Consider the following 25,391-nt stretch of genomic DNA (forward strand, 5'->3'; position numbering starts at 1 on the left):
TGCCTACGCAGCACTCATCCTTTGATACTGGATAGTATTTGCTTATTTCGTCAAGGTTTTGATCTCGGCTGCAAGACTCCGATAGGTCTGGTAGCTTCTGGTCCATGCTTTAATTTGTAATTTAAGGCCAAATGCCGAACTTGGTTTAGGCATAGAAGCTTTCAGAAGGGTTTCTTGTAAGTTTTTCGCCTCTTCATCTCTAAGCCGTTTACTTTCTGCCTTCTCCTGTTCTTTCTTTTTCCGTTTTTTCCATCCCGGGTAACTATTTCTGACCGGAGATACAAGTAACAAGTAAAAAGCGGTAATTTCCGGACGTTTGAAAGCAAAAAAAGGCCCGCTATGAGCGGACCTTTTATCTATATAATTTATTGCTGTTTAGCTAAGTACCCCCGACCGGACTCGAACCGGTACGATCTTGCGATCAACAGATTTTAAGTCTGCAGCGTCTACCATTCCGCCACGAGGGCATTGACCGGACGGCACTTTACAGGAATGCCGTGGGGATTCAAGCCCGAATCCCTCCAGGCCCGTCAATGGCCTAGTCGCGGACTTCCACGACCATGCTGATTTCCACCGCTACGTTGAGCGGCAGGGCGGACACGCCGACGGCGGTGCGGCTATGACGGCCGATTTCCCCGAAGGCTTCCACCAGCAGGTCGGAGGCGCCATTGAGCACCTTGGGATGGTCATAGAATTCCGGGCCTGCATTGACGAAACCGTTGACGGCCACAATTCGGGAAACCTTTTCCAGGGAACCCACCGCCTGCACAATGACGGCCAGGCGGTTGAGGATGGCTGCCCGCGCCGCGGCCTGCCCTTCCTCCACCGTAAGGTCCTGCCCCACCTTGCCAAAGTATTTATCCTCTCCATTCACGGAAATACCGCCGGAGAGATGAAGCAGATTGCCCGTGCGCACGCACTGGACGTAGGAGCCCACCGGGGCCGGAGCATCATAAACGGAGTAGCCGAGTTCGGAAAGTCGTTGACGTATTTTATCCATAAAATAGAAATTTTTAACGAAGGTTGGATGAAGAAATGCGGCGGATGACGAGCATTTCCCGCCGCATTTCATGACATTTTGAATGTTTTTAGGGCCGTTTGCACGTAAAATGATTGCCATATACCTCATTTAGTTGCTATTGAAACAACCCGTACATCATGACCGAAGAAACTCCCTCCACAGACTCCAAGCAGCAACTGCCGGATCTTTCCGGCCTGGCCGACTTCCAATTTGGTCCGGCATGGGCAAGAGCCGGAGCCCGGAAGGAATACTCCGGTTCCTCGCCAGCCTACCGGGACAGGGACAGGCAGGGCGACCGCCGGCCGCGCCGCGACAGCCGTGACGAACGCCGCCCCAGAGGGGAGCGCCGTTTTGACGGACCGGGAGAAAAAAGGTTTAACCGGGACGACCGCAGCCGCGGGCCTTTCCGCGGGCGCCGCGACGGAGACCGCTATGAACGTCCCGCGCGGGCGCCGCAGGCGGAACCGGCGGAAGGGCTGCGTGTGGAATTGCGCCCCGTGGACTCCGGCCTGGCCGCGCTTTCCCAGGAGGTGCAGAAGCACCGCCGCACCATTTCCCTGATGGACCTGGCCAAGGTGGTCATGGGCGCATTCGACCGCTATGACCTGGTGTTCATGAAGCAGGAGAACGGCCCGGACCTGTACCACTGCAAGCATGGCGACGGCGCCTGCTTTATTTCCCGCCAGGAGGCCGTCAAGCATCTGTGGAACGCAGAATGGCTGCCCCGGTATTACGAGTCCGTGGAACAGGAAGTGGAAGCCCCCAAGGGAGATTTCAAGGCGATTGCCAAGTGTTCCCTGAACAATGAGCTGATAGGCCCGGTGAACTGGCACGGCTACCAGTCCGCCCTGATGAATCTGCACCGCACCAAGTTTTCGGACATGCCCTTCGAGGTTTTCCGTTCCAAGATCGTCACGGACAAGAGTGAAGAAACCGTGGAAGCCTGGCAGGCCTCCGTTTCCAAACGCACGGCCTGGAAACCCCTCCGGGAAGGAGCTCCGGAAACCCTTCTGGAAACTCCGGCCTCCGTGGAACAGGATTTTGAAGCCAACCATTTTGAAGAATGCTACGAAGTCACGGACAAGGTGTTCGTGAACGGCGCGGTGAAAAAGACCCATCTTTCCCCCGGCCTGTGGGCGCATCTGATCCAACTTTCCAGCACCACCCGGCGCCATCCCAGCATGCTGATTCCGAACCTCTGCCACGGGCTGGCCCGCCATCACATGCCCATCTTCAAATGGCAGGGCAACCACTATACGGGACCGGCACGGCCCAAGGCCATGACGGAAGGCACCATCCTTTCCGACTCCCTGATGTCCATCGTAAACTGGGCAAAGGAACATCCCGGCAAGGGAGTGGACGTCATGCTCAGGGAGCTTTCTCCCATTCCGGACCATGAAGGAGTGACGGAAGAGGAAACCGCCCGGGCCAAGGAAAAGCAGCAGCTTCTGGTCCGCGACCTGCTGTGGCTTTGTGAACAGGGCTATATCCTGGTTTTCTCCAACAACACCGTAAGCCAGCCAAAAACGGCTCCCGCACCGGCCCAGTCCCAGCCTAAAAAGGAAGCGAAACCCGCCAAAGGCAGGAACAAGGCGGCCGCTGCCGTCAAGGAAGGTGCTTCACAGCCCTCTCCGCAGGAAGAAGAAGCCGTACAGCCCTCCGATACTCCGGCCTCCGGGCAGGAACCCGCAGTGGACGCACCTGCCGCAGAGGCGGAGGAAGCCGTAACCGTGTCCCTGGAAACGGAAGAAGCCCCCGCGGAAAAAACTCCGGAAGCCGTTTCCGTAGAAGCCTGATTTACCTGATTTTTCCCGAATTTCCCGTCATACAGTCCGCAGGATTATCTTGATCCTGCGGACTTTGTTTTGTAGAAGGAAAGGGAAATCAACAGGATTTTTACTATGATCAGTACAACAATGGCAACCGCTCTGAATGAGCAAATCAAATGGGAAATGTATTCCGCCAACCTTTACCTCGGCATGTCCGCCTACATGCAGGACGCCGGACTCACGGGGTTCGCCCACTGGATGCGCATCCAGTACCAGGAGGAAACCGCCCACGCCCTGAAGCTTTATGATTTTCTGCTGGCCCGCGGCGGCCAGGTAGTCATGCTTCCCATTGACGCTCCCGCGGCAGAGTGGGCCAATGTACTGGAAGTGTTCGAAGCCACGCTTGCGCATGAACAGGAAGTTACCCGCCGCATCAATGAGCTGGTGCGCCTGGCCAAGGAGGAAAAGGACTTCGCCACGGACATTTTCCTGCATTGGTTCGTCAGCGAGCAGGTGGAGGAAGAGGAAACCGTCAAGGACATCATCAGCAAGCTCCGCCTGATCAAGGGAGAAGGCCAGGGAATGCTCCTCCTGGACAAGGACCTGGGTTCCCGCGTCTTTACTCCTCCCCCCGCCAATTAACGCGCAACAAGCGGCTTTCCGGCCATTCTCCGGCCCTGTTTCATGAAAAACCGTGCCCCGGAGAATGGCCTTCCCCTCTCCCCTCCGGAGGGATAGACTTTCCCTCCCCTGTACAGCCCGTTTGAAAAAAGCCGTTTTACTACCCCCGATATTCCCTACTGCCAGCGTTCCCGTTTTTCATGGACCGAGATTTGTTCCCGGATTCCGGACTTCCGGCTCAATCATCAATCGCCTCCTGCGGCGGTACGGGTAGAAGCCTTTCCCCGGAATTGCCCGGCTAATCAACGTCCCCGTCTCCGTTTCTTCTCCACGGGAAGGCAAAATACACTCCCTCTCTTCACAAACACATGAAAGACTTTGAAGAAGCATTGACGAGCCAGGGCAAGCACCCCTCCATTCCGGAGGAAGACAACTGGTTCGGTCCGTTGGTGGGAACCTGGGACATGGAATGGATTGACGGCCATGGCACGGAACAGGAACGCCATGTTCCGGGGGAATGGATTTTCTCCTGGGTTCTGGAAGGCACGGCCATTCAGGACATCTTTATCTGCCCTTCCCGCCAGGCCAGGAAGACGAAAACGTGGCCGGACGCGGCCTATGGAACAACCATCAGGATTTACCACCCCGGAAAACGCGCGTGGGACATCTTTTACGGAACCGCCGGGGAAACCGTACAACTTGAAGCTAAAAAGGAGGACGGCCAGATCGTCCTGACCGAAATCACGCAAAAGAACATGAAATGGATTTTTTCCGACATCACGGACCATACGTTCCATTGGAAAAACATCCATACCCCGGATGGAAAGAACTGGCTGGTCGGCGGAGAAGCATTTGCCACCAGAAGGCAGTAACAGGAAGGAAAGCTCCCCGTCCGCCCGGATATCCCTGAATGGAAGGGAAAACCCGGAGAAAAAGCCTCTCTGCACGTGGGCCTGCCCACCCGGCCCCTTGCCTGTACCGTCTCCGGACATGACGCTGAACTGACGCCTTTCCACAGGCTTCCCTCCCCGTTTACCCCTCCTGCCCGGAAACTCCGCTCCGGCGGAGCCATTTCCTGGCAGACAGCACTTTAGCGGCATTTTCCACAAGGATGTTTTAAAGAAAAAAGCCTCCTCCACGGAGAAGGCATTCCAACTCTTCGGGAACGGTCATGGCACCGCAAATCCACCGTTTTCCATCCCCTCGAAGCGCCTCCGCTCCGGCATAAAACTTTCCGTTTGAAGTGGCAAATTCCAGCCTTTTTCCCGTTTCCGCCATCCTGATCCGGCAGGGACTTGTCATCCTGCATCCATCTTTTTCCGGCATTTTTGACAGTTGTAAATGCGGGACAGGGAAATGATTTATTTTCTCAGCAGGTTACACAGCTTTTTTACATGTTATTCACATTGTATCATCAAAATAACATCATTCTATTCACATTCAACATATTGTATAAAAGTTACCACCAAAAGGCGTACTATCCGCAAATGTAAAATTTTAATAAAAATTTATCTTTTTGACTTGCTCCGGAAAGATGCGGGAGGTAGGTTTGCCGAACCGCCGGACAGCTTCCGGACGCGAACACAGCACCAAACTTACCCCAAACATTCACAACGTCGATGAACTCCATTTCTGAAGAAGCAAACAAGCTGGCGGACTTCGTCCTGCTCACCCAGCGTTCCTGCATTCTCAACCTCTCTCCGGAGCTGAATGAAGGCAAGGTTTCCTACCCTCAGTTTTTCCTGCTGACCTATCTGGCCAGCGAGGACTTCCTGAGCATGTCCAGCATCGCGCAGAAGATGGGCCATTCCACGGCGGCGGCAACCGGCATGGTGGACAAACTCCAGGAAATGGGCTACCTGACCCGCATGAGCGCGGCCAAGGACAGGCGCAAGATCATGGTCGCCATCACCCAGGAAGGGCGGGAACTGGTGGACCGCATGCGCCAGAACATCGTCCGGGACTTGGCCGCCCTGATGGCCGGGACGGACCACGAGGCGCGCCAGGCCATCGCGGACACCGGCAAGTCCATCAAAAGACGCCACCTGGGCTGAAAACCGGGCGCAGGCCCGTTTCTTTCCCCCTCCCTGCCAGCCATGCGGGGAGGACATTAAAGGAGGAGTTCCTTCCTCCCGCCCGTCCCTGCCTGCCGGAACGCTTTTCACGGCCGCTTTCCGGCTCTTAAATCGGGCTTCCGGTGGAGATTGTTTTTGCCTGGACCGGGTCATCGTGCTAAATACTGGCAGTCACGAATGAAACACACCATGGATCTCCATACTTATTTACGCAATTTTCCGGATGCCCGGGGCCGCTTCGGCGAATACGGCGGCGTCTATCTGCCGGACGAACTCGTCCCCGCTTTTGAAGAAATCACGGAGGCTTACCAGACCATCGCCCATTCCGCCCAGTTCATCAACGAACTGCGCCGCATCCGCAAGCAATTCCAGGGGCGGCCCACTCCCGTTTATCACTGCGAACGCCTGTCCCGCCACCTGGGCACCTCCCAGATTTACCTGAAGCGGGAAGACCTGAACCACACGGGCGCGCACAAGCTCAACCATTGCATGGGGGAAGGCCTTCTCGCCAAATACATGGGCAAAAAACGCATTATTGCGGAAACGGGCGCGGGCCAGCACGGCGTGGCGCTGGCGACGGCGGCCGCCTTCTTCGGCCTGGAATGCGAGATTCACATGGGAGCGGTGGACATCGCCAAGCAGGCGCCCAACGTCACGCGCATGAAAATTCTGGGCGCCAAGGTCGTCCCCGTCACCCACGGGCTCCAGAGCCTGAAGGAAGCCGTGGACTCCGCCTTTGATTCCTACCTGAACAGCTACAAGGACTCCATTTACTGCATCGGGTCCGTAGTAGGCCCCCACCCCTTTCCCCAAATGGTGCGCGACTTCCAGATGTGCATCGGCGTGGAAGCCCGGGAACAATTCCTGGAAATGACCGGACTGCTTCCGGACGCCGTGTGCGCCTGTGTGGGCGGCGGCAGCAATTCCATGGGCATGTTCACCGCCTTCCTGGGCGACCCGCTGGACATTTACGGCGTGGAGCCGCTCGGCAAGGGCCCCAAACTGGGCGACCATTCCGCTTCCATTACCTACGGAACCAAGGGCGTCCTGCACGGTTTCGAAAGCATCATGCTCCAGGATGAAGACGGCAACCCCGGCCCGGTCCATTCCGTGGCCAGCGGCCTGGACTACCCCTCCGTGGGGCCGGAACACGCCTACCTGCACGACATCGGCCGCGTGAATTACGTGACCGCTACGGACGAGGAAGCCGTGGACGCCTTCTTCAAGCTTTCCCGTTATGAGGGAATCATCCCGGCCCTGGAAAGCTCCCATGCCATTGCGTATGCCATGAAATGGGCCCAGGAAAACCCAGGAAGAGCCATTCTGGTCAACTGTTCCGGCCGCGGAGACAAGGACGTGGACTACGTCGTGGAAAACTACGGCTACGGAGAAAACCACCAATTCCCCGCCTGACCCCGTCATTTCCCGCCTGCACGGCGGATGGAACCGGCTCCCGCCCCATGCCATCCGCCGCGCTTTTAGCGGCTTCCTGCATTCCCCCCATGAAAGAACTCTCCCGCCTGGTTCAACGGACCTTTCACGTCACGCCCCGGGAAGAGGACTTCCGGACGATTGCCCTCGGCGCATCCGGCCGCACCATCGTGCGCATCGGTCTTGGAGACCGGACCTGCATCGGCATCCTCTGGGGCGACGACCGCGCGGACAACGACTCCTTCATCCCCACGGACCGCCATTTGCGCGCCAACGGCGTCAACGTGCCGGAGATCTATGACTACGAACCCCTCGGCCCCGGCTGCGGAGCGGCCCTGGCGGAAGACCTGGGAGACGACAATCTCCTCTCTTTCAGAAGCGAATCCTGGGAAAAACTCCGTTCCCGCTACATCCGGGCCATGGAACAGCTCCGCCTGCTGCACGAATGCCCGTTTCCGGAAAACTTCTCCTTTCAGCCCTCCTTTGACGAATCCCTGTACCGCTGGGAGCAGGAATACTTTGCGGAACATCTGCTGGGCACGCACCTGGGCCTGTCCGCGGACGGCTTCCTGAACCATCCCGCGCTGCGGAAAATGGCGCAATTCCTGGCCGGGCTGCCGCTCTGCCCCGTCCACCGGGACAGCCAGTCCCAGAACGTGCACGTCCATGCGGGAAAAACGTGGCTGATCGACTTCCAGGGCATGCGCGGCGGCCGCCCGGAATATGACCTGGCTTCCCTGGTATTTGACGGGTACGCCCACCTGGAAGCGGAGCAGACGGACGAACTCCTCCGGGAATGGGAGCACCTCACCGGGCACGCCCTGGACCGCGACATCTTCCGCGCGTGCGCCCTGCAGCGGCTCATGCAGATGCTGGGCGCGTACGCCAACATCGGCCACAACAAGGGAAAAACCTGGTATCTGGAACAAATCCCCGCGGGACTGGCGCACCTGCGCCGCCTTCTTCCCAGTTCCATGCTTGCCGAGCCGCTGGCAGGCATGCTAGAATAATTATTTGGCTGCCCTGATGACTCTTAAACCCAAATTCCTGCTCATTCTGTCCCTCTTCCAGCTCTCGCTGGGGCTGGGCTGGATATTCGGCTACCTGCTCATCCCCCCCACCGTCTTCTTTTATGAACAGGCCGCCGTCCGCGCACTGGAAAAGGAATACCACACCGTGAGGACGGAGGGGCTGAATGCCGAAAGCGACATCGTTCTCCAGCCTTACGAATTTTTCAACAAGGGGCAGACGGCCCCCCTCCCCGTCGTCTCCCTGCACCGGGAATCCGCCCTGAACAGCTTCCCTACCTATCCGCCCAACCCGATGGACTACACGGTTCTGTTCCGCCACCTGTACGAGCAGGGCGCCGGGAACGTTTACGTGATCGCCCCCATGGCCTGGGAAGAGGAACCCGACAACATCGTCAAATCCGCCGTGGGGTATGAACTGGACCGCTTCCGCCACAAGGCGCTGGGACGCCAGATGAGCGAATCGTCCCGCAGGGCGTCCCTGCCGTTTGGCTGGAAGCACCTGGCCATTCCCCCCGCCAACATCATCGGCAAAACGGACCAGTTCCCCCGTGCAGACAGGCTGGTGGGGGAAGAACCCCAGATAACCACGGAAGCCGGCACGCTGGGAACGGTCGTGGAAAACAGCGACCTGTTCTCCGCAAGCCAGGAAAGCGGCAAATCGTCCCCCCTCTTTGTCCGCTGGGGAGAGGACATCATCCCCACCCTTCCCCTCGTCGCCGCGCTGAATGCGCTGGACCTGGACCCGGAAGACGTCAGACTCATCCCCGGCGATACCCTCCTCCTCGGCAACAGCCGGTCCATTCCGCTGGATGAATATGGCCGCATTCCGCTGGCGGAGAACAGCGGCCCCACGCTGCTGGACACGCAGGAAGTCATCGTTCCGGTCATGTCCGGCCTCCGCCCCCCGGATATGAGCGCCGTCAGAAAACTCCTCTCCTGCGCCGACGCCGTCATCGTTTCCGAACCCTTCACGCCTTCCGAGGCTCCCGACGCCCAGGCACTCCTGACGGCGAAAACCATCCGCAGCATCATGGGAGCCCTGGCCCCGGCCCCGGCCATGCTGATTCCGGTGGCTCCCGCCTGGGTGCAATGGGTCATTGTGCTGGACGTACTGCTACTGGCTACGTGGGCCCTCCGCTTCCGGAAACGGGGTCGCTGGCTCCTGTGGACCCTCTGCATCCTGTCCGCTCCCGTCCTCGCCTGGTACCTTTTCTCCGTACACGGGGTTTGGTTCCCCGTCATGACTCCCGTCACCGGCGTGCTGTGCGTGGCCCTGGCCGGCAGCCTGATTCCCTGGTTTTCCCCTCCTTCACATGAAGCGGAAGAAGATGACGGGGAAGACCCGCCTCCCTCCGCCCTTCCGGAAAACGGAAACGGAGCCGGCAGCGTCCTTCCCCCGGACAACCTGTACCAGGAACCCAATGAGGTTCCCATCCCGCACCACCCCAAAAAACAGTCTGATTCATGAACCAGCGTAAAAAAATCCTCTTCGTCTGCACCGGAAACACGTGCCGCAGCCCCATGGCCGAAGGTCTCTTCCTGAAGCTTTCCGCCGGCCATCCGGAATGGCTGGCGGGGTCCGCAGGCACCGCCGCCTGGAACGGACAGGGAGCAAGCCCGGAAACGCTCCATGTCCTGAAGGACCACGGAGTGGACCTCTCCGGCCACGCAAGCCGCGCCGTCACGCTGGAACTGGTGGAAGGAGCCACGGACATTTACACGATGACGGAAAGCCATCTGGCCGCCATGCTGGCCAACTTTCCCGAACACGCGGACAAGATCAGGCTGGTCACCTGCTATACGGACAACAGGAACATCAGTGACCCCATCGGATGCGGGCAGGCCGCCTACAACAACGTGGCGCGGCAGCTCACGGACGCCATCCGCGCCATCATCTCCCGCATGGAGCAGGAAGCCTAATCCCATTCCCGTTCCCCTTTTCTCTTCTTCCCCTCCCTTTCCATTCCTGGCATGTCTCCTCCCGCGGTGCTGCACATTGATCTCTCCCGGCAGAAGCTGACCCTGGAATCCGCCGGAACACTCTTGTTTTCCTGCCCTGTTTCCAGCGGAAAAGCCGGCACGGGCAGCCAGCAGGGGTCAGGAAAAACGCCCCTGGGCCGCTTCCGGATCTGCAAAAAAATCGGAGCGGGCCTGCCTGAGGACACCATCTTCGTCTCTCGGCTCCCGGTTGGCCGCTACCCGGCCGCCATCCCGGAGGGCATGAATGAACATTCAGACTTCATCCTGACGCGCATCCTGTGGCTGGACGGCCTGGACCCCGAAAACGCCAATACGCGGGAACGCTACATCTACATCCACGGCACCAACCGAACGGACAGCCTCGGAACACCGGACTCCCACGGCTGCATTCGCCTTTCCCCGCAGGACATGCTGACCCTTTTTGACTTGACGGAAGAAGGCACGGAAGCGTTCATCCGCCTTTAAGCTCTTGTTTTTTAGAGAAAATCTAAAAAAGTTATCAGAGGGGAAGGAAAATAATTGAACAAAGCCCTCTCCGGGATGTATAAAACATAAAGGTTCCGGAATTTGGCTGCCGGCATCTTGTTCCATAAACAACCACTCATCCCCAATCAATCATGGACGATCCGGTCTTATTATCCCGTCTTCAGTTTGCCGTCACCATCATGTTCCACTACATCTTCCCGCCGATGACCATCGGCCTGGGAGTGGTACTGGTGGCACTGGAAGGCCTCTGGCTGAAAACAAAAAATGAGCTCTACCACAAGCAGGCCAAATTCTGGACCAAGATATTCGGCATCATCTTCGCGCTGGGCGTGGCCTCCGGCATCGTGATGGAATTCCAGTTCGGCACCAACTGGGCGGACTACTCCCGCTGCGTGGGCGACATCTTCGGCAGCCCCTTGGCGGCGGAAGGCATCTTCGCCTTCTTCCTGGAATCCGGCTTCCTGGCCATCCTGCTCTTCGGCTGGGACAAGGTGGGGCCCAAAATGCACTTCTTCTCCGCCTGCATGGTGGCCCTGGGCGCCCATTTCAGCGCCATCTGGATCATTGTGGCTAACTCCTGGATGCAGACCCCCGCCGGCTACAAGCTGGTGGAAGTAAACGGAAAAATCCAGGCGCACATCACCAGCTTCTATGACGTGGTCTTCAACCCGTCCACGGTGGACCGCCTGACGCACGCCCTGGCGGGGTGCTGGCTGGCGGGAGCCACGCTGGTGCTCAGCGTCTCCGCCTGGTACATCCTGAAAAAACGCTTTACGGGCGGCGCCAAGAAAAGCTTCAAGGTGGCGCTGGTCATCGGCCTGATAGGCGTGGTCGGCATGGGCATCACGGGCGACTCCAGCGCACGTGAAGTCTCCGTCCACCAGCCCGCCAAATTCGCCGCCATGGAAGGCGTGATGGAATCGGGGGCTCCGCAGTCGCTCCACCTCGTCGGCTGGATGAACCCGTCCACCCATGAAGTGACGGGCATCTCCATCCCGTACATGCTCACTTTCCTGACCCATCATAACCTGGATACTCCCATCACCGGCATGAACGCCATTCCGCAGGACGAACGCCCCCCCATCCTGCCCGTCTTCTACTCCTTCCACCTCATGATCCTCATCGGCTGCGCGCTGGGCGCCCTGTTCCTGCTGGGCCTCTGGGCGTGGAAGCGCGGCTGGCTCTTTGAAAAACGCTGGCTGCTCTGGTGCTTCGTCTTCTCCGTATTGGGGCCGCAGATTGCCAACCAGGTAGGCTGGGCCGTGGCGGAAATGGGCCGCCAGCCCTGGATCGTGTACGGCATCCTGAGGACGGAGCACGCCGTCTCCCCCACCCTCACCGCGGCGGAGGCACTCTCCTCGCTGGGCATGTTCTTCGTCATCTATACCCTGCTCCTGGCCCTCTTCCTCTACCAAATCACCCATAAAATCCACAAGGGCCCCGACCAGGAAGCGAAGGAAGACGACGGCACGGGTGAAGGCAAGCTTCAGGTACCCTTTGTCAAAGACTAATCCCCATCCCCCCCACTTAAAACCATGTTGGACAACCTCACTCTCGCAGACCTGCAAATCATCTGGTTCATCCTCGTCGGCGTACTCTTCTCCGGCTACGCCGTTCTGGACGGCTTTGACCTGGGAACCGGCACCCTCCAGTTCTTTATCAAGGGAGATGAAAACAGAAGACTGATGCTCAATGCCGTGGGCCCCGTATGGGACGGCAATGAAGTCTGGCTTATCACGGGCGGGGGCGCCCTCTTCGCCGCCTTCCCGTACGTGTACGCCTCCGTCTTCTCCGGATTTTACCTGGCCTTCATGCTCCTGCTGCTCACCCTCATCTTCCGGGCCGTCTCCATCGAATTCCGGAGCAAGCAGCCCATGCAGTGGTGGCGCAAGGGCTGGGACATCACCTTCTCCGTCAGCAGCCTCCTGGCGGCCCTGCTCATCGGGGTGGCCATGGGCAACGTCACCAGGGGCATCCCGCTGGACGGCCAGGGCAACTTCACGGGAACCTTCCTGAGCCTGCTGAACCCCTACGCCGTCCTGCTGGGCCTCACGACGGTGGCCCTCTTCGCCATGCACGGCGGCATCTTCCTGATGATGAAAACGCAGGGCGACCTCCAGCAGCAAATCAAAAGGCTCCTCAAGCCCTGCATCATCATCTTCACCATCCTGATCATCATTCACGGCGCGGCCACGCTCCTGTATGTGCCGCACGTGGCGGCGGCATTGGAACGCTCCCCCTGGATCTACGGCATCGCCGCACTGGCGGCTGTTTCCATTGCGGCCATCTGGATATTCATGAGCAAAAACCGGTCGGGCTGGGCCTTCATCGCCTCCTGCTCCACGATGGGGTGCATGATGGCCATGTTCGGGGCTTCCATGTTCCCCAACCTGCTCTACTCCATGCCCAATCCGGAGCACTCCCTTACCCTCGTCAACGGCTCCTCCACGCGGGAAAGCCTGATGGTGATGACCTACATCGCCCTCATCGGCGTTCCGATCGTCCTCGCCTACTCCGCGGCCATCTACTGGGTCTTCCGCGGCAAGGTGCAGCTCAACGAGCACAGCTATTAATGGTTGGAAACTCCGCCTTCAGAAAGCGGACGACAATCAGCGAATCAACCACTGTTCCCCATTCCGTCCATCCTTCCCGCATGAACGCCTCCATCTTCTCCAGACTCACGCCTGAGGAAATCACGGCGCTCCATGAAACATGGAAAAACGATCCGCTGTCCGTAGATCCCCTTTGGGCGGCCTACTTTGAGGGATACGAACTGGGCAGCGGCGGCGCTCCGCGGGAAGAGGAAAACGCCGCGGACGCCTCCCCGTACACGGTTCCGCCGGAAAGCGCGGAAGGACGCGGGCGCGTCAACCAGCTCATCCGCGCCTACCGGGTCATGGGGCACAAATGCGCCCGCTTCAACCCGCTGGATTCTCCGGAGGAGGCGACCGTTCCCGTACGTCCGGAAGAACTGGGCTTCCGCCCGGAAGACATGGACCAGCCCATCAACATCGGCACCTTCCAGAAAGGGCGCATCTTCACCCTCCGGGAAATCATCGCCCACCTCCGAAACACCTACTGCGGGGCCATCGGATTTGAATACCAGCACATTGACAACCTGGAAATCCGCTCCTGGATTGAGGAAAAAATAGACCGCCGGGCGGACGGCGTGGACTACGGCCCGGAAACCCGCCGGGACGCCTTCATCCACCTCTGCAAGGCGGAACTGTTCGAGGAATTCCTGGGCAAGCGCTTCATCGGGGAAAAACGCTTCTCCCTGGAAGGGGGGGAAGGCGCCATCGTCCTGCTGGACGCCCTGGTCAAACGCTGCCCTGCGGCGGCCATCTCCCATGTGGAAATGGGCATGGCCCACCGGGGCAGGCTCAACGTGCTGGCAAACATCCTCCACAAGCCGCTGAAAACCATCTTTTACGAATTCACGCCGGACTACCTTCCGGAATCCCCCATCGGCCGCAGCGACGTGAAATACCACCTGGGCTATGCCGCCACGCGCCACGTGGACGGCGTGCCCCTGCACATCAACCTCTCCTCCAATCCCAGCCACCTGGAAGCCATCTACCCCGTGGTGGAAGGCCGCGCCAGGGCCAGGCAGCACAGCCTGGAAGACATGGAAAGAAAACATGTGCTCCCGCTCATTCTCCACGGGGACGCCGCCTTCGCCGGACAGGGGCTGGTGGCGGAAGTGCTCAACCTCTCCCAGCTGAAAGGCTACCGGACCGGCGGTTCCATCCACCTGATCATCAACAACCAGATCGGCTTCACCACCAGCCCGGATGAAGCCCGCTCCTCCCACTACGCCACGGACGTGGCCCAGATGCTGGAAGCGCCCATCCTGCACATCAACGGGGAAAGCCCGGAAGACCTGATCTGGGCCGCGGAATTCGCGCTCCAATTCCGCCAGAAATTCGGCCGTGACATCATTCTGGACATGTACTGCTACCGCCGCCTGGGACACAATGAAACGGACCAGGCCGCCTTCACAGCCCCCATGCAGACCAAAAAAATAGAGGCGCGCCCCACGGCGGCGGCCCTGTACGGAACCCTGCTCCGGGAACGGGGAGAACTGACAGAGCAAGAGGAACATGGCATCAGGGAACGTATCTGGAACGGCATGCAGCAGGCGTACGACCAGATGAAGGAGCACCCGGCGGACTACATCCTCCCGGTCAGTGCGCAGGATGCGGATGAATCCCCCATTCCCCGCCTCAGCGTGCGCACGGGCATCAGCCCGGACCTCTTCCGGCGCATCGGTGACATCCTGACGGAACTGCCGGAAAACTTCACGCCCCACCCCACCCTGGAAAAACGCTTCCTCTCCCGCCGCCGGGAAGCCTTCCGAGAAGGCGGCCCGCTGGACTGGGCCATGGCGGAATCCCTGGCATGGGGGTCCCTGCTCACGGAAAACCACACCGTGCGCCTCTCCGGGCAGGACTGCCAGCGCGGCACCTTCTCCCAGCGGCATGCCGTCCTGCACGACTTCAACAACGGCTCCGTGTACACGCCGCTGGAAAAACTGAACCACGGCACCACCGCCTTCCGCATCTACAACTCTTCCCTGTCGGAAGCCTCCGTGCTGGGCTTCGAATACGGTTATGCCCTGGAAAGCCAGGACGCCCTGGTCATGTGGGAAGCCCAGTTCGGCGACTTTGCCAACGGAGCCCAGGTCATCGTGGACCAGTTCATTGCGGCCGCGGAAGCCAAATGGCACCAGAAATGCCGCATCGTGCTGCTCCTGCCCCACGGTTACGAAGGAGCCGGGTCCGAGCACTCCAGTGCCCGCATGGAACGCTATCTCCAGCTCTGTGCGGACGACAACATGCAGGTCATCAACCCGACCACACCCGCCCAATACTTTCACGCCCTGCGTCGCCAGATACACCAGAACGTACACAAGCCCCTCATCGTCTTCACGCCCAAAAGCCTGCTCTCCCGGCCGGAAGCCGCCTCCGCCCGCCGTGACTTCCTGGCTCCGTCCCGGTTCCACGAAGTACTGGCTGATCCGGAAAGCCCGGCTCCGGACAAAATCACGCGCGCCGTCTTCTGCACGGGAAAAGTCTATTACGACCTGGACGCCTACCGAAGGGAACGCGGCATCGCGGACACCGTCATCATCCGCGTGGAGCAAATCTACCCGCTGGCGCAGGAACAGCTTACCTACCTGCTCGCCCCCTACCAGAAAGTGCGCGACTTCGTATGGTGCCAGGAGGAACCCTCCAACATGGGGGCGTGGGGCCATCTGCGCAACCGGCTGGGCCGCCTCTTCGCCACCTCGTTCCGCTATGCGGGACGCCCCCCCATGGCCTGCCCGGCGGAAGGGGCCAAGGCCCTGCACGCCGCCGCGCAAAAACGACTCATCTCCACGGCCTTCGGACCGCGCGCCCAATCCTGACCATCACCATCCCATGAGCGACATCCTGATCCCCAGTTTCGGAGAATCCATCACCTCCGCCACCGTAGCCGCATGGCACAAGGGCGCCGGAGACGCAGTGGCCAGAGGAGACACCCTGGTCACGCTGGAAACGGACAAAGTCTCCACGGATCTGGAAGCGGATGAGGACGGCATGCTGGAAATCCTCGTACCGGAAGGAGCTGAAGCCCCCATCGGAGCCGTTCTGGGCCGCATTGCCCCGTCCGCAGGAACCGCCGTTCCGGAAAAGGAAGAGGCCGCCGTGCTTCCGGAACCGGAAAACACCCCACAGCCGGACGTAAAAAAGGTGGCATCTCCTCCGGAGGAGCTCCCGGAACAGGCGCATGAACCGTCGGAAACGCCACGGGAAAAGCAATCCGCCGGGCCGGAACAGGCCGCACCCCGCTTCATCAGGAAACCCATGAGCCCCCTGCGCCGCACCATCGCGGCCCGGCTAGCACAAGTCCAGCACCAGGCGGCCATCCTCACCACCTTCAATGAATGCGACATGAGCGCCGTCATGGAACTGCGCAGGCAATTCAACGCCTCTTTCCGGGAAAGGTACGGCACCAAGCTCGGCTTCATGGGCTTCTTCATCAAGGCCGCCGTCAAGGCGCTCAAGGAAGTGCCGCAGGTCAACGCCAAAATAGACGGCACGGACATCGTGGAAAACCTGTACTACGACATCTCCGTCGCCATCGGCACGGACAAGGGCCTCGTGGTGCCCGTGCTGAGGGACTGCGACCGGAAAACGCTCCCGGAACTGGAACTGGAACTCGCCGCGCTGGCGGAAAAAGCACGAAAGGGCACCCTTTCCATGCAGGACCTGCAGGGAGGGTGCTTCACTATATCCAACGGGGGCACGTACGGCTCCCTGCTCTCCACCCCCATCCTGAACCCGCCCCAGAGCGGCATTCTGGGCATGCACGCCATTCAGGAACGCCCCGTCGTCCGGGACGGCCAAATCGCCATCCGGCCCATGATGTACCTGGCCCTCTCCTATGACCACCGCCTGGTGGACGGGAAACAGGCCGTGCAATTCCTCATTGCCGTGAAAAACGCCGTGGAAAACCCGGTATTCGAGCTGTAGGGAAACCTCCCGCCCCCGCCCCGGATCCAAAATCCCGGTAGGAACGGGAACAGGCAAAACGGCCTCTTCCCCCGCACCCTCCTTCATGCGCGGCTTCCCTTCTCCAGCCGTTTCCCATGTCTATATTCCCGGTCAGAGTTTCCGGGCGGAATCACAGGCGCTCTCCATCCTTCATGCCTGAAGCTTCCATGTGAAAGCAAATGGAAAAAAGCGGCCACCGGAATTCCGGCTTTTGAACCCTTGACTTGATGCTGACATAAGGACTAACATCCGGTACCATGGCAGACTATCACGTACGGAGAAGCATTGGAGAACACATCCTGCGCTGCTTCGTCCTAGTGGCGGCCCTCTTCATCATGTCCCTGGGCATCGCCCTGTCCGCCAAGGCCAGCCTGGGGGTCTCCCCCATCTCCTGCACGCCCTATGTCCTCAGCCTGGCCCTTCCGCTGAGCATGGGGACCATCACCATCCTCATGCACCTGAGCTTTGTCGCCGTGCAGGCGGCCCTGCTCAAAAGGCAGTTCCGGCCCGTCCACCTGCTCCAGATCCCCGTGGTCTTCGTCTTCGGCATGCTGACAGACTTCTCCATGTGGCTGGTATCTCCGCTGGAACCGGCGGGGTACGCCTGGTCCGCAGTAATCTGCCTGCTGAGCTGCGTCATTCTGGGCTTCGGAGTCTTCATGCAGGTCAAGGCGGACGCCGTCCTGCTGGCGGCGGAAGGCATGAACCTGGCATTCGTCAAACTCTTCAAATGGGAATTCGGAGCCGTGAAAACCGGCATGGACTGCACGCTCGTCTGCATCGGCCTTGCCTGTTCGCTTTTCCTGCTGCACGGCCTCTCCGGCATCCGGGAAGGAACCGTCGTGGCCGCCATTCTGGTGGGCATGATCGTCCGGTTCTTCAACAAACACGTATTCTGGCTGGACAGGCTGCTGGAACGCGCCGCACGGCCCGGCGCCATGCGGGAACCCCTGCCTTCCGCGGAAACGGCGGCCTACGCTCCGGATGCGCCTCTGGTCATCTCCATTGACCGGGAATACGGCTCCGGCGGCCACGCCATCGGCGCCATGATCGCGGAACGGCTCGGCATCCAATTCTACGACTCGGAACTGGTGTATCTCACCGCGGCGCAAAGCGGCCTCACGCCGGACTACATCCGCAGGCATGAACAACAGCTCGCCAGCCGCTTCCTTTACGAGCTCTACGCCCAGAACTACGCCTACACGGCGGAAGAACAGCCGCCGGAAGACGCGACCTTCCTGGCCCAGAGCAAAGTCATCCGGGACATCGCCGCCAAACACGCCTGCGTCATCGTGGGCCGCTGCGCCAACTTCATCCTGAAAGGCCGTCCCAACCTGTTCAGCGTCTTCCTCCATGCCGACCCCGCTACGCGCATGCAGCGCGTCGTGGAAAACTACGGCGTCTCTCCCCGCAGCGTAGCCCGGACAATGGACACGATGGACTCCCGCCGCCGCAACCACTGCCTGCACTACACCGGCCAGGAACTCGGCAACGCGCGCCTTTACGACTTGTGCATCAACACATCGGACTACGGCCTGGAACGCACCGCGGAACTCATCCTGGAAGCCGTCAAAACCCGGACGCAGGAAACTTCCGCGCCATTACCCACCCCCATCGCGGAACAAACGCCCTCCCCCGCGAACGCGGAAAACCTTCAGGGAGAAATCGCACTGGCCTGAAACATCCGGAACATGCCGGCCGGCTTCTCCCCCTATTCCCCCTATTCCCCCTATTCCCCCTATTCCCTGTCTCCCCTTCAACGCCCAAATACCCCTTGCGGTCCAAAAAATCATGAGGCTCTGGTCCCTTCACCCGTCATATCTGGATTCCGCCGGACTGGTCGCCCTGTGGCGGGAAGGTCTGCTGGCCCGGAAAGTGCTCTCCGGCCAGACCAAAGGCTACATCCATCATCCCCAGCTCCACCGTTTCCGGGAAACTCCCCATCCTCTTCAAACGCTGGACGCCTACCTGAAAGCCGTTCATGACGAATCCCTCCGCAGGGGCTACCATTTCGACCTTCAGAAAATCACACCCGTGGAACCGCTCCCGCTTCTTCTCCTGCCGGACAAGCAACTGGAATACGAATTCCGCCACCTCCTGATCAAGCTGCGGAAAAGAGACCCTCTCCGTTACGCCTCCCTGCTCACAGCCCCATTCATCTTCCCCCACCCCCTCTTTCGGGTGGAACCGGGGGAAATGTGCCTCTGGGAAAAACCCCGGGAGGAACAATGACCGGAGATGAACATACATTTTCCCAATTTCCCCGCAGCGTGTCCGGCCATGCCCGGCAACCGTATCTCCTGAACAACATATTCCGGATTTTTCCTGCCGTTTAAAGTTAACAGGAAGCCAATCGGCTTCCTTGCTGGGCAGCCTCTTCTCTTCCCCGGTCCGCCCGATTAAATTTTCTATTCACACAGATAAGCCGTACTACTGGCCTTTATATCTATTTTATTGAAAACAAAACGCTTTTTTCTTCGGGGAAACCAGGTATCCCGGGCAGGCGGCAGACTTTCATTCCCCGGCAGGAAAATGTTGGATTGATTCAAATAACTTTTTCTCATTCAAAGTACAATATTGTCACTAAATAATAAATCCCGTATCCACTTAATATCAAAAATTAGGTTGACACCTGCTTTCTATTTTTATAGATTTTTAGTACAAAAGACCAGATCTACCTCTAGTTCTTTAGTGCCAATAACATATAAAAACAATTAAACACAATACACCAACATTTTCTGTCATGAAATTGCACTTACCTATGACGCTTTTGGCAGCTCTCCTCGCATGTCTTTCCACCCCCCATGCCGCCACCGCAGCCGAACTGACCTGGACAGGGGCGGAAGGCAATAACGTGTGGACTCTGAACGGCACCCCGGACAGTTCCCCCTGGAACGGGAACGCTGTTTACACGGATGAGGATACCGTCATATTCGGAACCCTGGACGGACAGGAACTTGTTGAAGCCCTCATTTCCGGAACGGTAACGCCTACGGGACTTACCTTTAACTCCGACACCACCAGCTACACGCTGAAAGGGACCGGAGCCATGGCAGGCGGCGGAACCCTCAATAAATCAGGGACTTCCACCCTGCGCCTTGAAACGCTCAATACTAGCTTCTCCGGCACCATCAATCTGAATGGAGGCGTTCTGGAGCTGGGCGCCGATGGCGTGCTGGGAACGGGAAAAATCGTCTGGGGAGGAGGTACGGTCAAATACGGAGAAGGCGTCACCACGGACATATCCAACAACATGAACGCTGTGACAGCTGGCAGGGATACCATTCGGATTGACACCAATGGAAACAACGTAGTGTGGTCTGCATATACGCGCAGTAAATTTGCCTACGTCAAAACCGGTGACGGAGCCCTGACGCTCAAACCAATTTCAGCGAACACTTTTGAGAAGGATTTAACCATTGAGCAGGGAAGCCTGGCATTTGACAGCACCAACGGCGCAATTACATTCACCGCGAAGATCAAAGGCAACGGCGGCCAGCTTGAAAAAATGGGCGCGAATGCGCTGATCATCAATACCAGCTCTGCTCTGGCGGACTACCAGGGTACCGTGAAGGTTTCTTCCGGAACCCTCCAACTGGGGAGCGCCAACGGAAGCAAGCTGGAATTCACCGGGGCCGATATCGTGGTGGGAAACGCCACCCTGAAGCTGAACGGCAACGGCACCAACCTCCATTCCGTCTCCAACAACATTGATCTGCTCAACGGCGCGGAAATCTATATCGGGAACTCCTCCGGTCCGACCGAGGGTTCCTACCAGTACACGCTCTCCGGCAATATCCGGATCGGAGAATCCGCCATGGACGTCGTAGACATCACTACCCAATATGCAAAAACAATCGGACTGACAGGGACACTGAGCGGTGAAGGCACACTTCAATATCTTTCCGTAAACAATGGGACCGATGACCTGGCAAACAGGAAATTATTCATCACCGGAGAAAACACGGACTTTACCGGGACGGTGAACGTAGGTTCTCCCGATGGGACCGGAGACGCCCCCGTAAAGAAAAGAGCCCTGGTCCTGGCCCATCAGAACGCGTTGGTCAACGCCACAGTCAACATGTTCAACGAAGACAGCTACCTGCAGATCAACAATGCGGATAAAACCGGCAACATAGCCGGATTGAACGGAAAAGGCATTATTGCGGGGGAAAGTTCCGGAGCAACAGCCGATTCTCCCGATACGCTGAACCTCATCCAGAAAGATGGTCTGAACACCTTCACCGGGACGATTGCCGATACGGTCAGCCTGGTCAGGTCCGGCGCCGGAACCTTCATCTTCGCGGGAACGAACAACGGCCGGATCACCTCTTCGGAAGGAACCTTGCAGCTCGGCAACGCCGCCGGGGATTATGACGCGGGCAACATCAACATTGCGGGCGGCTCCCTGAACATCGGCGGCTCCGGCACCCTTTCCCATGTAAGCGTCTCTTCACTGGCCTTCGGTACGGGAGTGAACATCTTCATGGACATCATGGGGGCGGAAAACGACCAGCTCACCTATACGGGAGCTGGAGCAGTGGAAGTAGGCGGCCTTTCCTTCAACATTGACCTTGCCTCCTCCACGGAAGACGCCTACACGCTGTTCACCACCACTACGGGAACTTTCACCAGCAATGGTGAGCTCCATTTCCTCGGCCTGAACCGCGGGGCCGCCGCCATCATTTCACTGTCGGGGGACGGAAAATCCGTTCTCCTGAATGTGACGGAGAAGGGTGAACACGGAAATCTGGTCTGGAATGGCGGCGGAGAGGGTATCTGGATAACGGAAGGAACCGCTGAAAATTCCCCCTGGGACATCACCGGCAACGGCGACAACAAATTCTACACGGGAGACCATGTCACGTTTGATGGAACTGCGGCTGCGGACAAACGCTCCGTCGCCATTTCCGGAAACGTCAGACCCGGCTCCATCACGGTCACGGCGGACGGCTACGTATTCGGCGGCAGCGGTTCCATCACGGGCGGCGGCAAGCTGACGATGGACGCGGAGGACGGTACCCTGACGATCAACACGGCGAACGCCTACACCGGAGGAACGGAACTGCTCAAAGGCAGCATAGCCGCCAACCATGCACAGGCTCTCGGCTCGGGAAGCGTTACCATGGCCACAGGAACGGGCCTCACGCTGGGCAACGGCATTACCCTTGCCAACGGCATTTCCATGACGGGAGACGGCATCTTTACCGTTTCCGGAAACAAAACGGCTACATTGAACGGCCTTCTGTCCGATACGGCGGAAAACTCCGCAGGAAAACTTGTCAAGTCCGGCGATGGAACGCTTGTCCTTGGAAATGCTTCCAATACCTACACGGGGGGAACGCAAATCACGGGCGGCACCCTGTCATTTGACTACGCAGCCAGAACCGCACTGGGAACCGGAGGCATAGAGGTGGGCCAGGACAGCACCCTGCTCTATGCCGTCAATGCCAGCGGCGGGAAAAACACTTCCCTTTTCTCCAACAACGTCACAGGTACGGGAACAATTATCCTCGACAATACGGGACAGGATGAGACCAAAATCAACAATGCCGTTTTTGCAGGATTCGGAGGAGAACTCGTCTTGCGTGGAAACCTGAGATTCTATGGTGAAACCGGAGACAGCCTGGCATCCGTCCAGGCAATTACGGTGGAATCCGGCACGCACCTTTACATGGATAACGAAAGCTCGGCTGGCACCCCGTGGACCCAGAATTTCACGATCGCCGGAACGGGTACGGGCACGGGAAATGACAAGGCCGGAGCTCTGCGCATGGACAACACCACCATTTCCGGAAATCTTACTCTGAGCGCCGACGCCAGCATCATTGTCTATATTGCCGGAACTTCCACCATCTCCGGCGACCTGATCGGCGGGGATTATGTGCTCACATTCAACCCCAATAACAACGCCGACCGGAAACTGGTCCTTTCCGGAGCCAGCGTAGCCGCGGGCGGAATCGGAAGCACACGGGCGGGCACGCTCATTCTGGGCGGCGGTACAGGAGAAGACAGCCAAAATACCGTAGCGGAACTTGGCTCCAGAGGGCTGAACTTGAACGCCAATACGGTTCTGAAGCTCAACAATGCCACCATCCGGGCCACGGAACAATGGGCGCAGAGCGTGGGTTCCAATACCGTTACTCTGGCGGACGGTGCCACGAACACCATTGACACCAACAAAACGGACATCACCTTCACAGGAAACGTGGGAGGCGAAGGCTCCCTGGTCAAGGACGGAGACGGCACGCTTTCCATCGGTGCAGGCAGCAATTACACCGGAGAAACAACCGTCAGCGGGGGCACCCTGAACATGAACGGAGCGGCTCTGGCCGGAAACATCTCCCTGGGCTACGGCTCCCTGGCAAACGCACAGAACGCCACGGGGAACGTCTCCATCCGGCAGGACACGCCCGGCAGGGAACCCTCTTCCGTTTCCCTGGGCGGCATGTCCGGCAGCAAGCTCAACTCCTACCAAGGATCAGCCAGCCGCACGGAAGACAAGGCCGCCAGCGTCACAGACATCGGCAGTGGGAACATTTCCCTGTCCAATTCCACTCTGGGCATCTCCTCGGACATGGTGGGAGACGGAAGCGGCGCGGTATTCACCTTCTCCACCGCCGCGGACGGCAGCGTTACCCTGTCCGGAAACCTGCTGCTCCAATTAACGGACATTGCTGCGGAGTATCTTTTGAAAGATCCGAACAACTCTCCCCTCATCAACATCACCAACGGCACATTGACCCTGGGAGGCGGAACCACGATAAGCTTTGATACGCCCTATAATATCTACGACTCCTTCTTCGATTCCAGCGTCAACTCCAACGGAGGCGCCCTGGTATTGCAACCCAAGGAGGGAGGTTCCGACTGGCTGATTCAGAACGAAAATGATACTCCCCTGACTTTTAACGATACGAACAAGACAATAATGGAGTCTATGGGGGGCATTCACAATAATGGAATTATCAATATCGACATAACCGGAACGGAGAAAATGCAGCTCAAAAATCTGGAAGGAGCCTCATCCTCCGCCCAGATCAATACGGGCGGCAATAAGGGGCTGACCCTTGTCCTGGTCAACGCCGGAGACATCACCAATTCCACCTACCAAGGCTCCATTAAAGGAGATGCGGCCATCCGCAAGGAGGGCTCCGGATATACCATGAACATCGGCGGCAATGTGCGGACAAGCAGCCTGGATGTAGTGGAAGGCACGCTGTCCATCGGCGGAAAGCTGACAACGGCGCAGGCCACGGTTATGGAAGACGGCGAGCTGGTTCTGAATGGAACGGGCAGCAGCATTGATGCACTGAATATAACAAGTGGCAGGCTCACTCTTGGGGAAAAGGCCACCGCCTCCGTGGACAGCCTGATGGCATATTCTCCCTCGCCCCAGAAAGGAATGATAAACTTGGGCAGCGGCTCGGAACTGACCATCCTTTCCACCACCGCCCTGAGTATGGCCGTTACGGGAAGCGGAACCTTCGCCGTGAGCGGCGCCGGAACCACCTTCTCCCTGACGCAGGACGGCTCCATCGGCAATGACACCACGCTGGCTCTCCGGGACGGCGCGTCCACTACGGTAGACGGCGTGCTCAGCTTGGGCGGCCTGGCAGGGGACGGCACCGTTGATCTCGACGGAGGAGTGCTTGAGCTGCACAACGCTTCCGCCGTCTTCTCCGGCATCTTCCGGAATACAGGTACCATTCAGATGAACGGAACGGGTTCCCAGACACTGGTCGGTCCCGGCTCTGCGGACGTCAACCTCGGCATCACTCAGGGAACGCTGGTTCTCCAGGGCAACGGCGTGACTTACGGCCATGTAGTCGTCGGAAACGCCGGTACGCTCAGCCTGGTTTCCGACAACGGGGTGCCCCATTTGCATACCACCAAAGACTTCTTCATGGGTGACGGCTCCACGCTGGACATTCACATGAATGTTACTTCCTCCTCCGAGCTGGGAGCAGCCGTATCCTCCGCGGGCACCGTCCATGTGGGAGACGTTTCCATCAATCTTTACAACGACGCGTCTTCCTCCTTCAATGCGGAAAACCGTACACTGGACTTCGTCCTGATGGAAGGGGACGGCGGAACGACTGCCACGTTGGGAAGCGGCTACAAGCTCACGGCCGGCTTCCTGTCCCTGCTCTACAACCTGCGTCTGGAAGCCCAGGGCAGCAACATCGTCCTCCTGGGCGACGAACGTACGGACAGTCCCTATCTTGCCGCTTCCACCACGCACAACTCCCTCGCGGGAGGCGCCCTGCTGAACGAGAGCAAATGGATCATTGCGGGAGACCAGACCTCCAACCTCTACCTGATTTCCGACTCCATTGCGAGAGACATGGAAAACGGGAACATGGCCTCAGCCACCCGCAAACTGGCCGCCGTGGCCGGTTCTACAGTCAACGCCCTGGGCACCGCCCAGCGCGACGCCC

General features: G+C 58.8%; 18 protein-coding genes and 1 tRNA gene. 16 read left to right on the forward strand and 3 right to left on the reverse strand.

The genetic code is table 11. The features are described 5' to 3' along the window. Window positions 1-42 precede the first annotated feature (42 nt). The 3 genes from HMPREF3039_RS13490 to HMPREF3039_RS01890 form a co-directional block, all read right to left on the reverse strand. A complete protein-coding gene (locus HMPREF3039_RS13490; protein ID WP_147549517.1) occupies window positions 43-291 on the reverse strand; it encodes a hypothetical protein in 249 nt (82 codons plus the stop codon). A gap of 93 nt (window positions 292-384) precedes the next feature. Further along, window positions 385-467, reverse strand: a tRNA-Leu gene (locus HMPREF3039_RS01885). A 71-nt stretch (window positions 468-538) separates the two neighbouring features. Further along, window positions 539-1,000, reverse strand: coding sequence for a RidA family protein (locus HMPREF3039_RS01890; protein ID WP_067569765.1), 462 nt, complete (start codon window positions 998-1,000; stop codon window positions 539-541). Between the two features lie 158 nt (window positions 1,001-1,158). On the opposite strand from HMPREF3039_RS01890, the gene HMPREF3039_RS01895 reads away from it, so the two are divergent. From HMPREF3039_RS01895 to HMPREF3039_RS01975, 16 genes are all read left to right on the forward strand, one after another. Beyond that, on the forward strand, window positions 1,159-2,817 hold the full coding sequence (locus tag HMPREF3039_RS01895; RefSeq protein ID WP_067569763.1) for a hypothetical protein: 1,659 nt from the start codon (window positions 1,159-1,161) through the stop codon (window positions 2,815-2,817). Between the two features lie 105 nt (window positions 2,818-2,922). Next, the gene (locus HMPREF3039_RS01900) at window positions 2,923-3,432 is read left to right on the forward strand and encodes a ferritin (RefSeq protein ID WP_067569761.1); all 510 of its coding nucleotides are present in this window, start codon (window positions 2,923-2,925) and stop codon (window positions 3,430-3,432) included. Window positions 3,433-3,779: 347 nt separating this feature from the next. Continuing rightward, window positions 3,780-4,283, forward strand: coding sequence for a hypothetical protein (locus tag HMPREF3039_RS01905; protein WP_067569759.1), 504 nt, complete (start codon window positions 3,780-3,782; stop codon window positions 4,281-4,283). A 747-nt stretch (window positions 4,284-5,030) separates the two neighbouring features. After that, on the forward strand, window positions 5,031-5,465 hold the full coding sequence (locus tag HMPREF3039_RS01915; protein ID WP_067569755.1) for a MarR family transcriptional regulator: 435 nt from the start codon (window positions 5,031-5,033) through the stop codon (window positions 5,463-5,465). Window positions 5,466-5,675: 210 nt separating this feature from the next. Beyond that, the gene (trpB, locus tag HMPREF3039_RS01920) at window positions 5,676-6,899 is read left to right on the forward strand and encodes a tryptophan synthase subunit beta (protein ID WP_067569820.1); all 1,224 of its coding nucleotides are present in this window, start codon (window positions 5,676-5,678) and stop codon (window positions 6,897-6,899) included. Window positions 6,900-6,988: 89 nt separating this feature from the next. After that, window positions 6,989-7,927 carry a phosphotransferase gene (locus tag HMPREF3039_RS01925; protein ID WP_167506716.1) on the forward strand — a complete coding sequence of 313 codons (939 nt, stop codon included), beginning with the start codon at window positions 6,989-6,991 and terminating at the stop codon, window positions 7,925-7,927. A gap of 16 nt (window positions 7,928-7,943) precedes the next feature. Further along, window positions 7,944-9,416 carry a CHASE2 domain-containing protein gene (locus tag HMPREF3039_RS01930; RefSeq protein WP_067981855.1) on the forward strand — a complete coding sequence of 491 codons (1,473 nt, stop codon included), beginning with the start codon at window positions 7,944-7,946 and terminating at the stop codon, window positions 9,414-9,416. After that, complete coding sequence (locus HMPREF3039_RS01935; RefSeq protein ID WP_067569749.1) at window positions 9,413-9,868, forward strand: low molecular weight protein arginine phosphatase; 456 nt, start codon at window positions 9,413-9,415, stop codon at window positions 9,866-9,868. The genes HMPREF3039_RS01930 and HMPREF3039_RS01935 overlap by 4 nt, the downstream gene beginning before the upstream one ends. A gap of 51 nt (window positions 9,869-9,919) precedes the next feature. Next, entirely contained in the window at window positions 9,920-10,393 is a 474-nt protein-coding gene (locus tag HMPREF3039_RS01940; RefSeq protein WP_067569746.1) for a L,D-transpeptidase, read from the forward strand. Window positions 10,394-10,545: 152 nt separating this feature from the next. Then, the gene (locus HMPREF3039_RS01945) at window positions 10,546-11,925 is read left to right on the forward strand and encodes a cytochrome ubiquinol oxidase subunit I (protein ID WP_067951876.1); all 1,380 of its coding nucleotides are present in this window, start codon (window positions 10,546-10,548) and stop codon (window positions 11,923-11,925) included. A 24-nt stretch (window positions 11,926-11,949) separates the two neighbouring features. Continuing rightward, window positions 11,950-12,987 (forward strand): cytochrome d ubiquinol oxidase subunit II, encoded by a 1,038-nt coding sequence (cydB, locus tag HMPREF3039_RS01950; protein ID WP_067569742.1) that lies wholly within the window; start codon window positions 11,950-11,952, stop codon window positions 12,985-12,987. An 80-nt stretch (window positions 12,988-13,067) separates the two neighbouring features. Next, window positions 13,068-15,824 carry a 2-oxoglutarate dehydrogenase E1 component gene (locus HMPREF3039_RS01955; RefSeq protein ID WP_067569818.1) on the forward strand — a complete coding sequence of 919 codons (2,757 nt, stop codon included), beginning with the start codon at window positions 13,068-13,070 and terminating at the stop codon, window positions 15,822-15,824. A 13-nt stretch (window positions 15,825-15,837) separates the two neighbouring features. Next, on the forward strand, window positions 15,838-16,932 hold the full coding sequence (locus HMPREF3039_RS01960; protein WP_067951877.1) for a 2-oxo acid dehydrogenase subunit E2: 1,095 nt from the start codon (window positions 15,838-15,840) through the stop codon (window positions 16,930-16,932). A gap of 278 nt (window positions 16,933-17,210) precedes the next feature. Further along, window positions 17,211-18,632: a cytidylate kinase family protein gene (locus tag HMPREF3039_RS01965; RefSeq protein WP_067569738.1), complete on the forward strand. Its 1,422-nt coding sequence runs from the start codon at window positions 17,211-17,213 to the stop codon at window positions 18,630-18,632. A gap of 112 nt (window positions 18,633-18,744) precedes the next feature. Continuing rightward, entirely contained in the window at window positions 18,745-19,185 is a 441-nt protein-coding gene (locus HMPREF3039_RS01970; RefSeq protein WP_067569736.1) for a pyrimidine dimer DNA glycosylase/endonuclease V, read from the forward strand. Window positions 19,186-19,723: 538 nt separating this feature from the next. Beyond that, window positions 19,724-25,391 (forward strand): beta strand repeat-containing protein (locus HMPREF3039_RS01975; RefSeq protein WP_167506717.1); only part of this gene is annotated, 5,668 nt, incomplete at its 3' end.

The organism is Akkermansia sp. KLE1798 (assembly GCF_001580195.1).
GTDB classification, from domain to species: domain Bacteria; phylum Verrucomicrobiota; class Verrucomicrobiia; order Verrucomicrobiales; family Akkermansiaceae; genus Akkermansia; species Akkermansia biwaensis.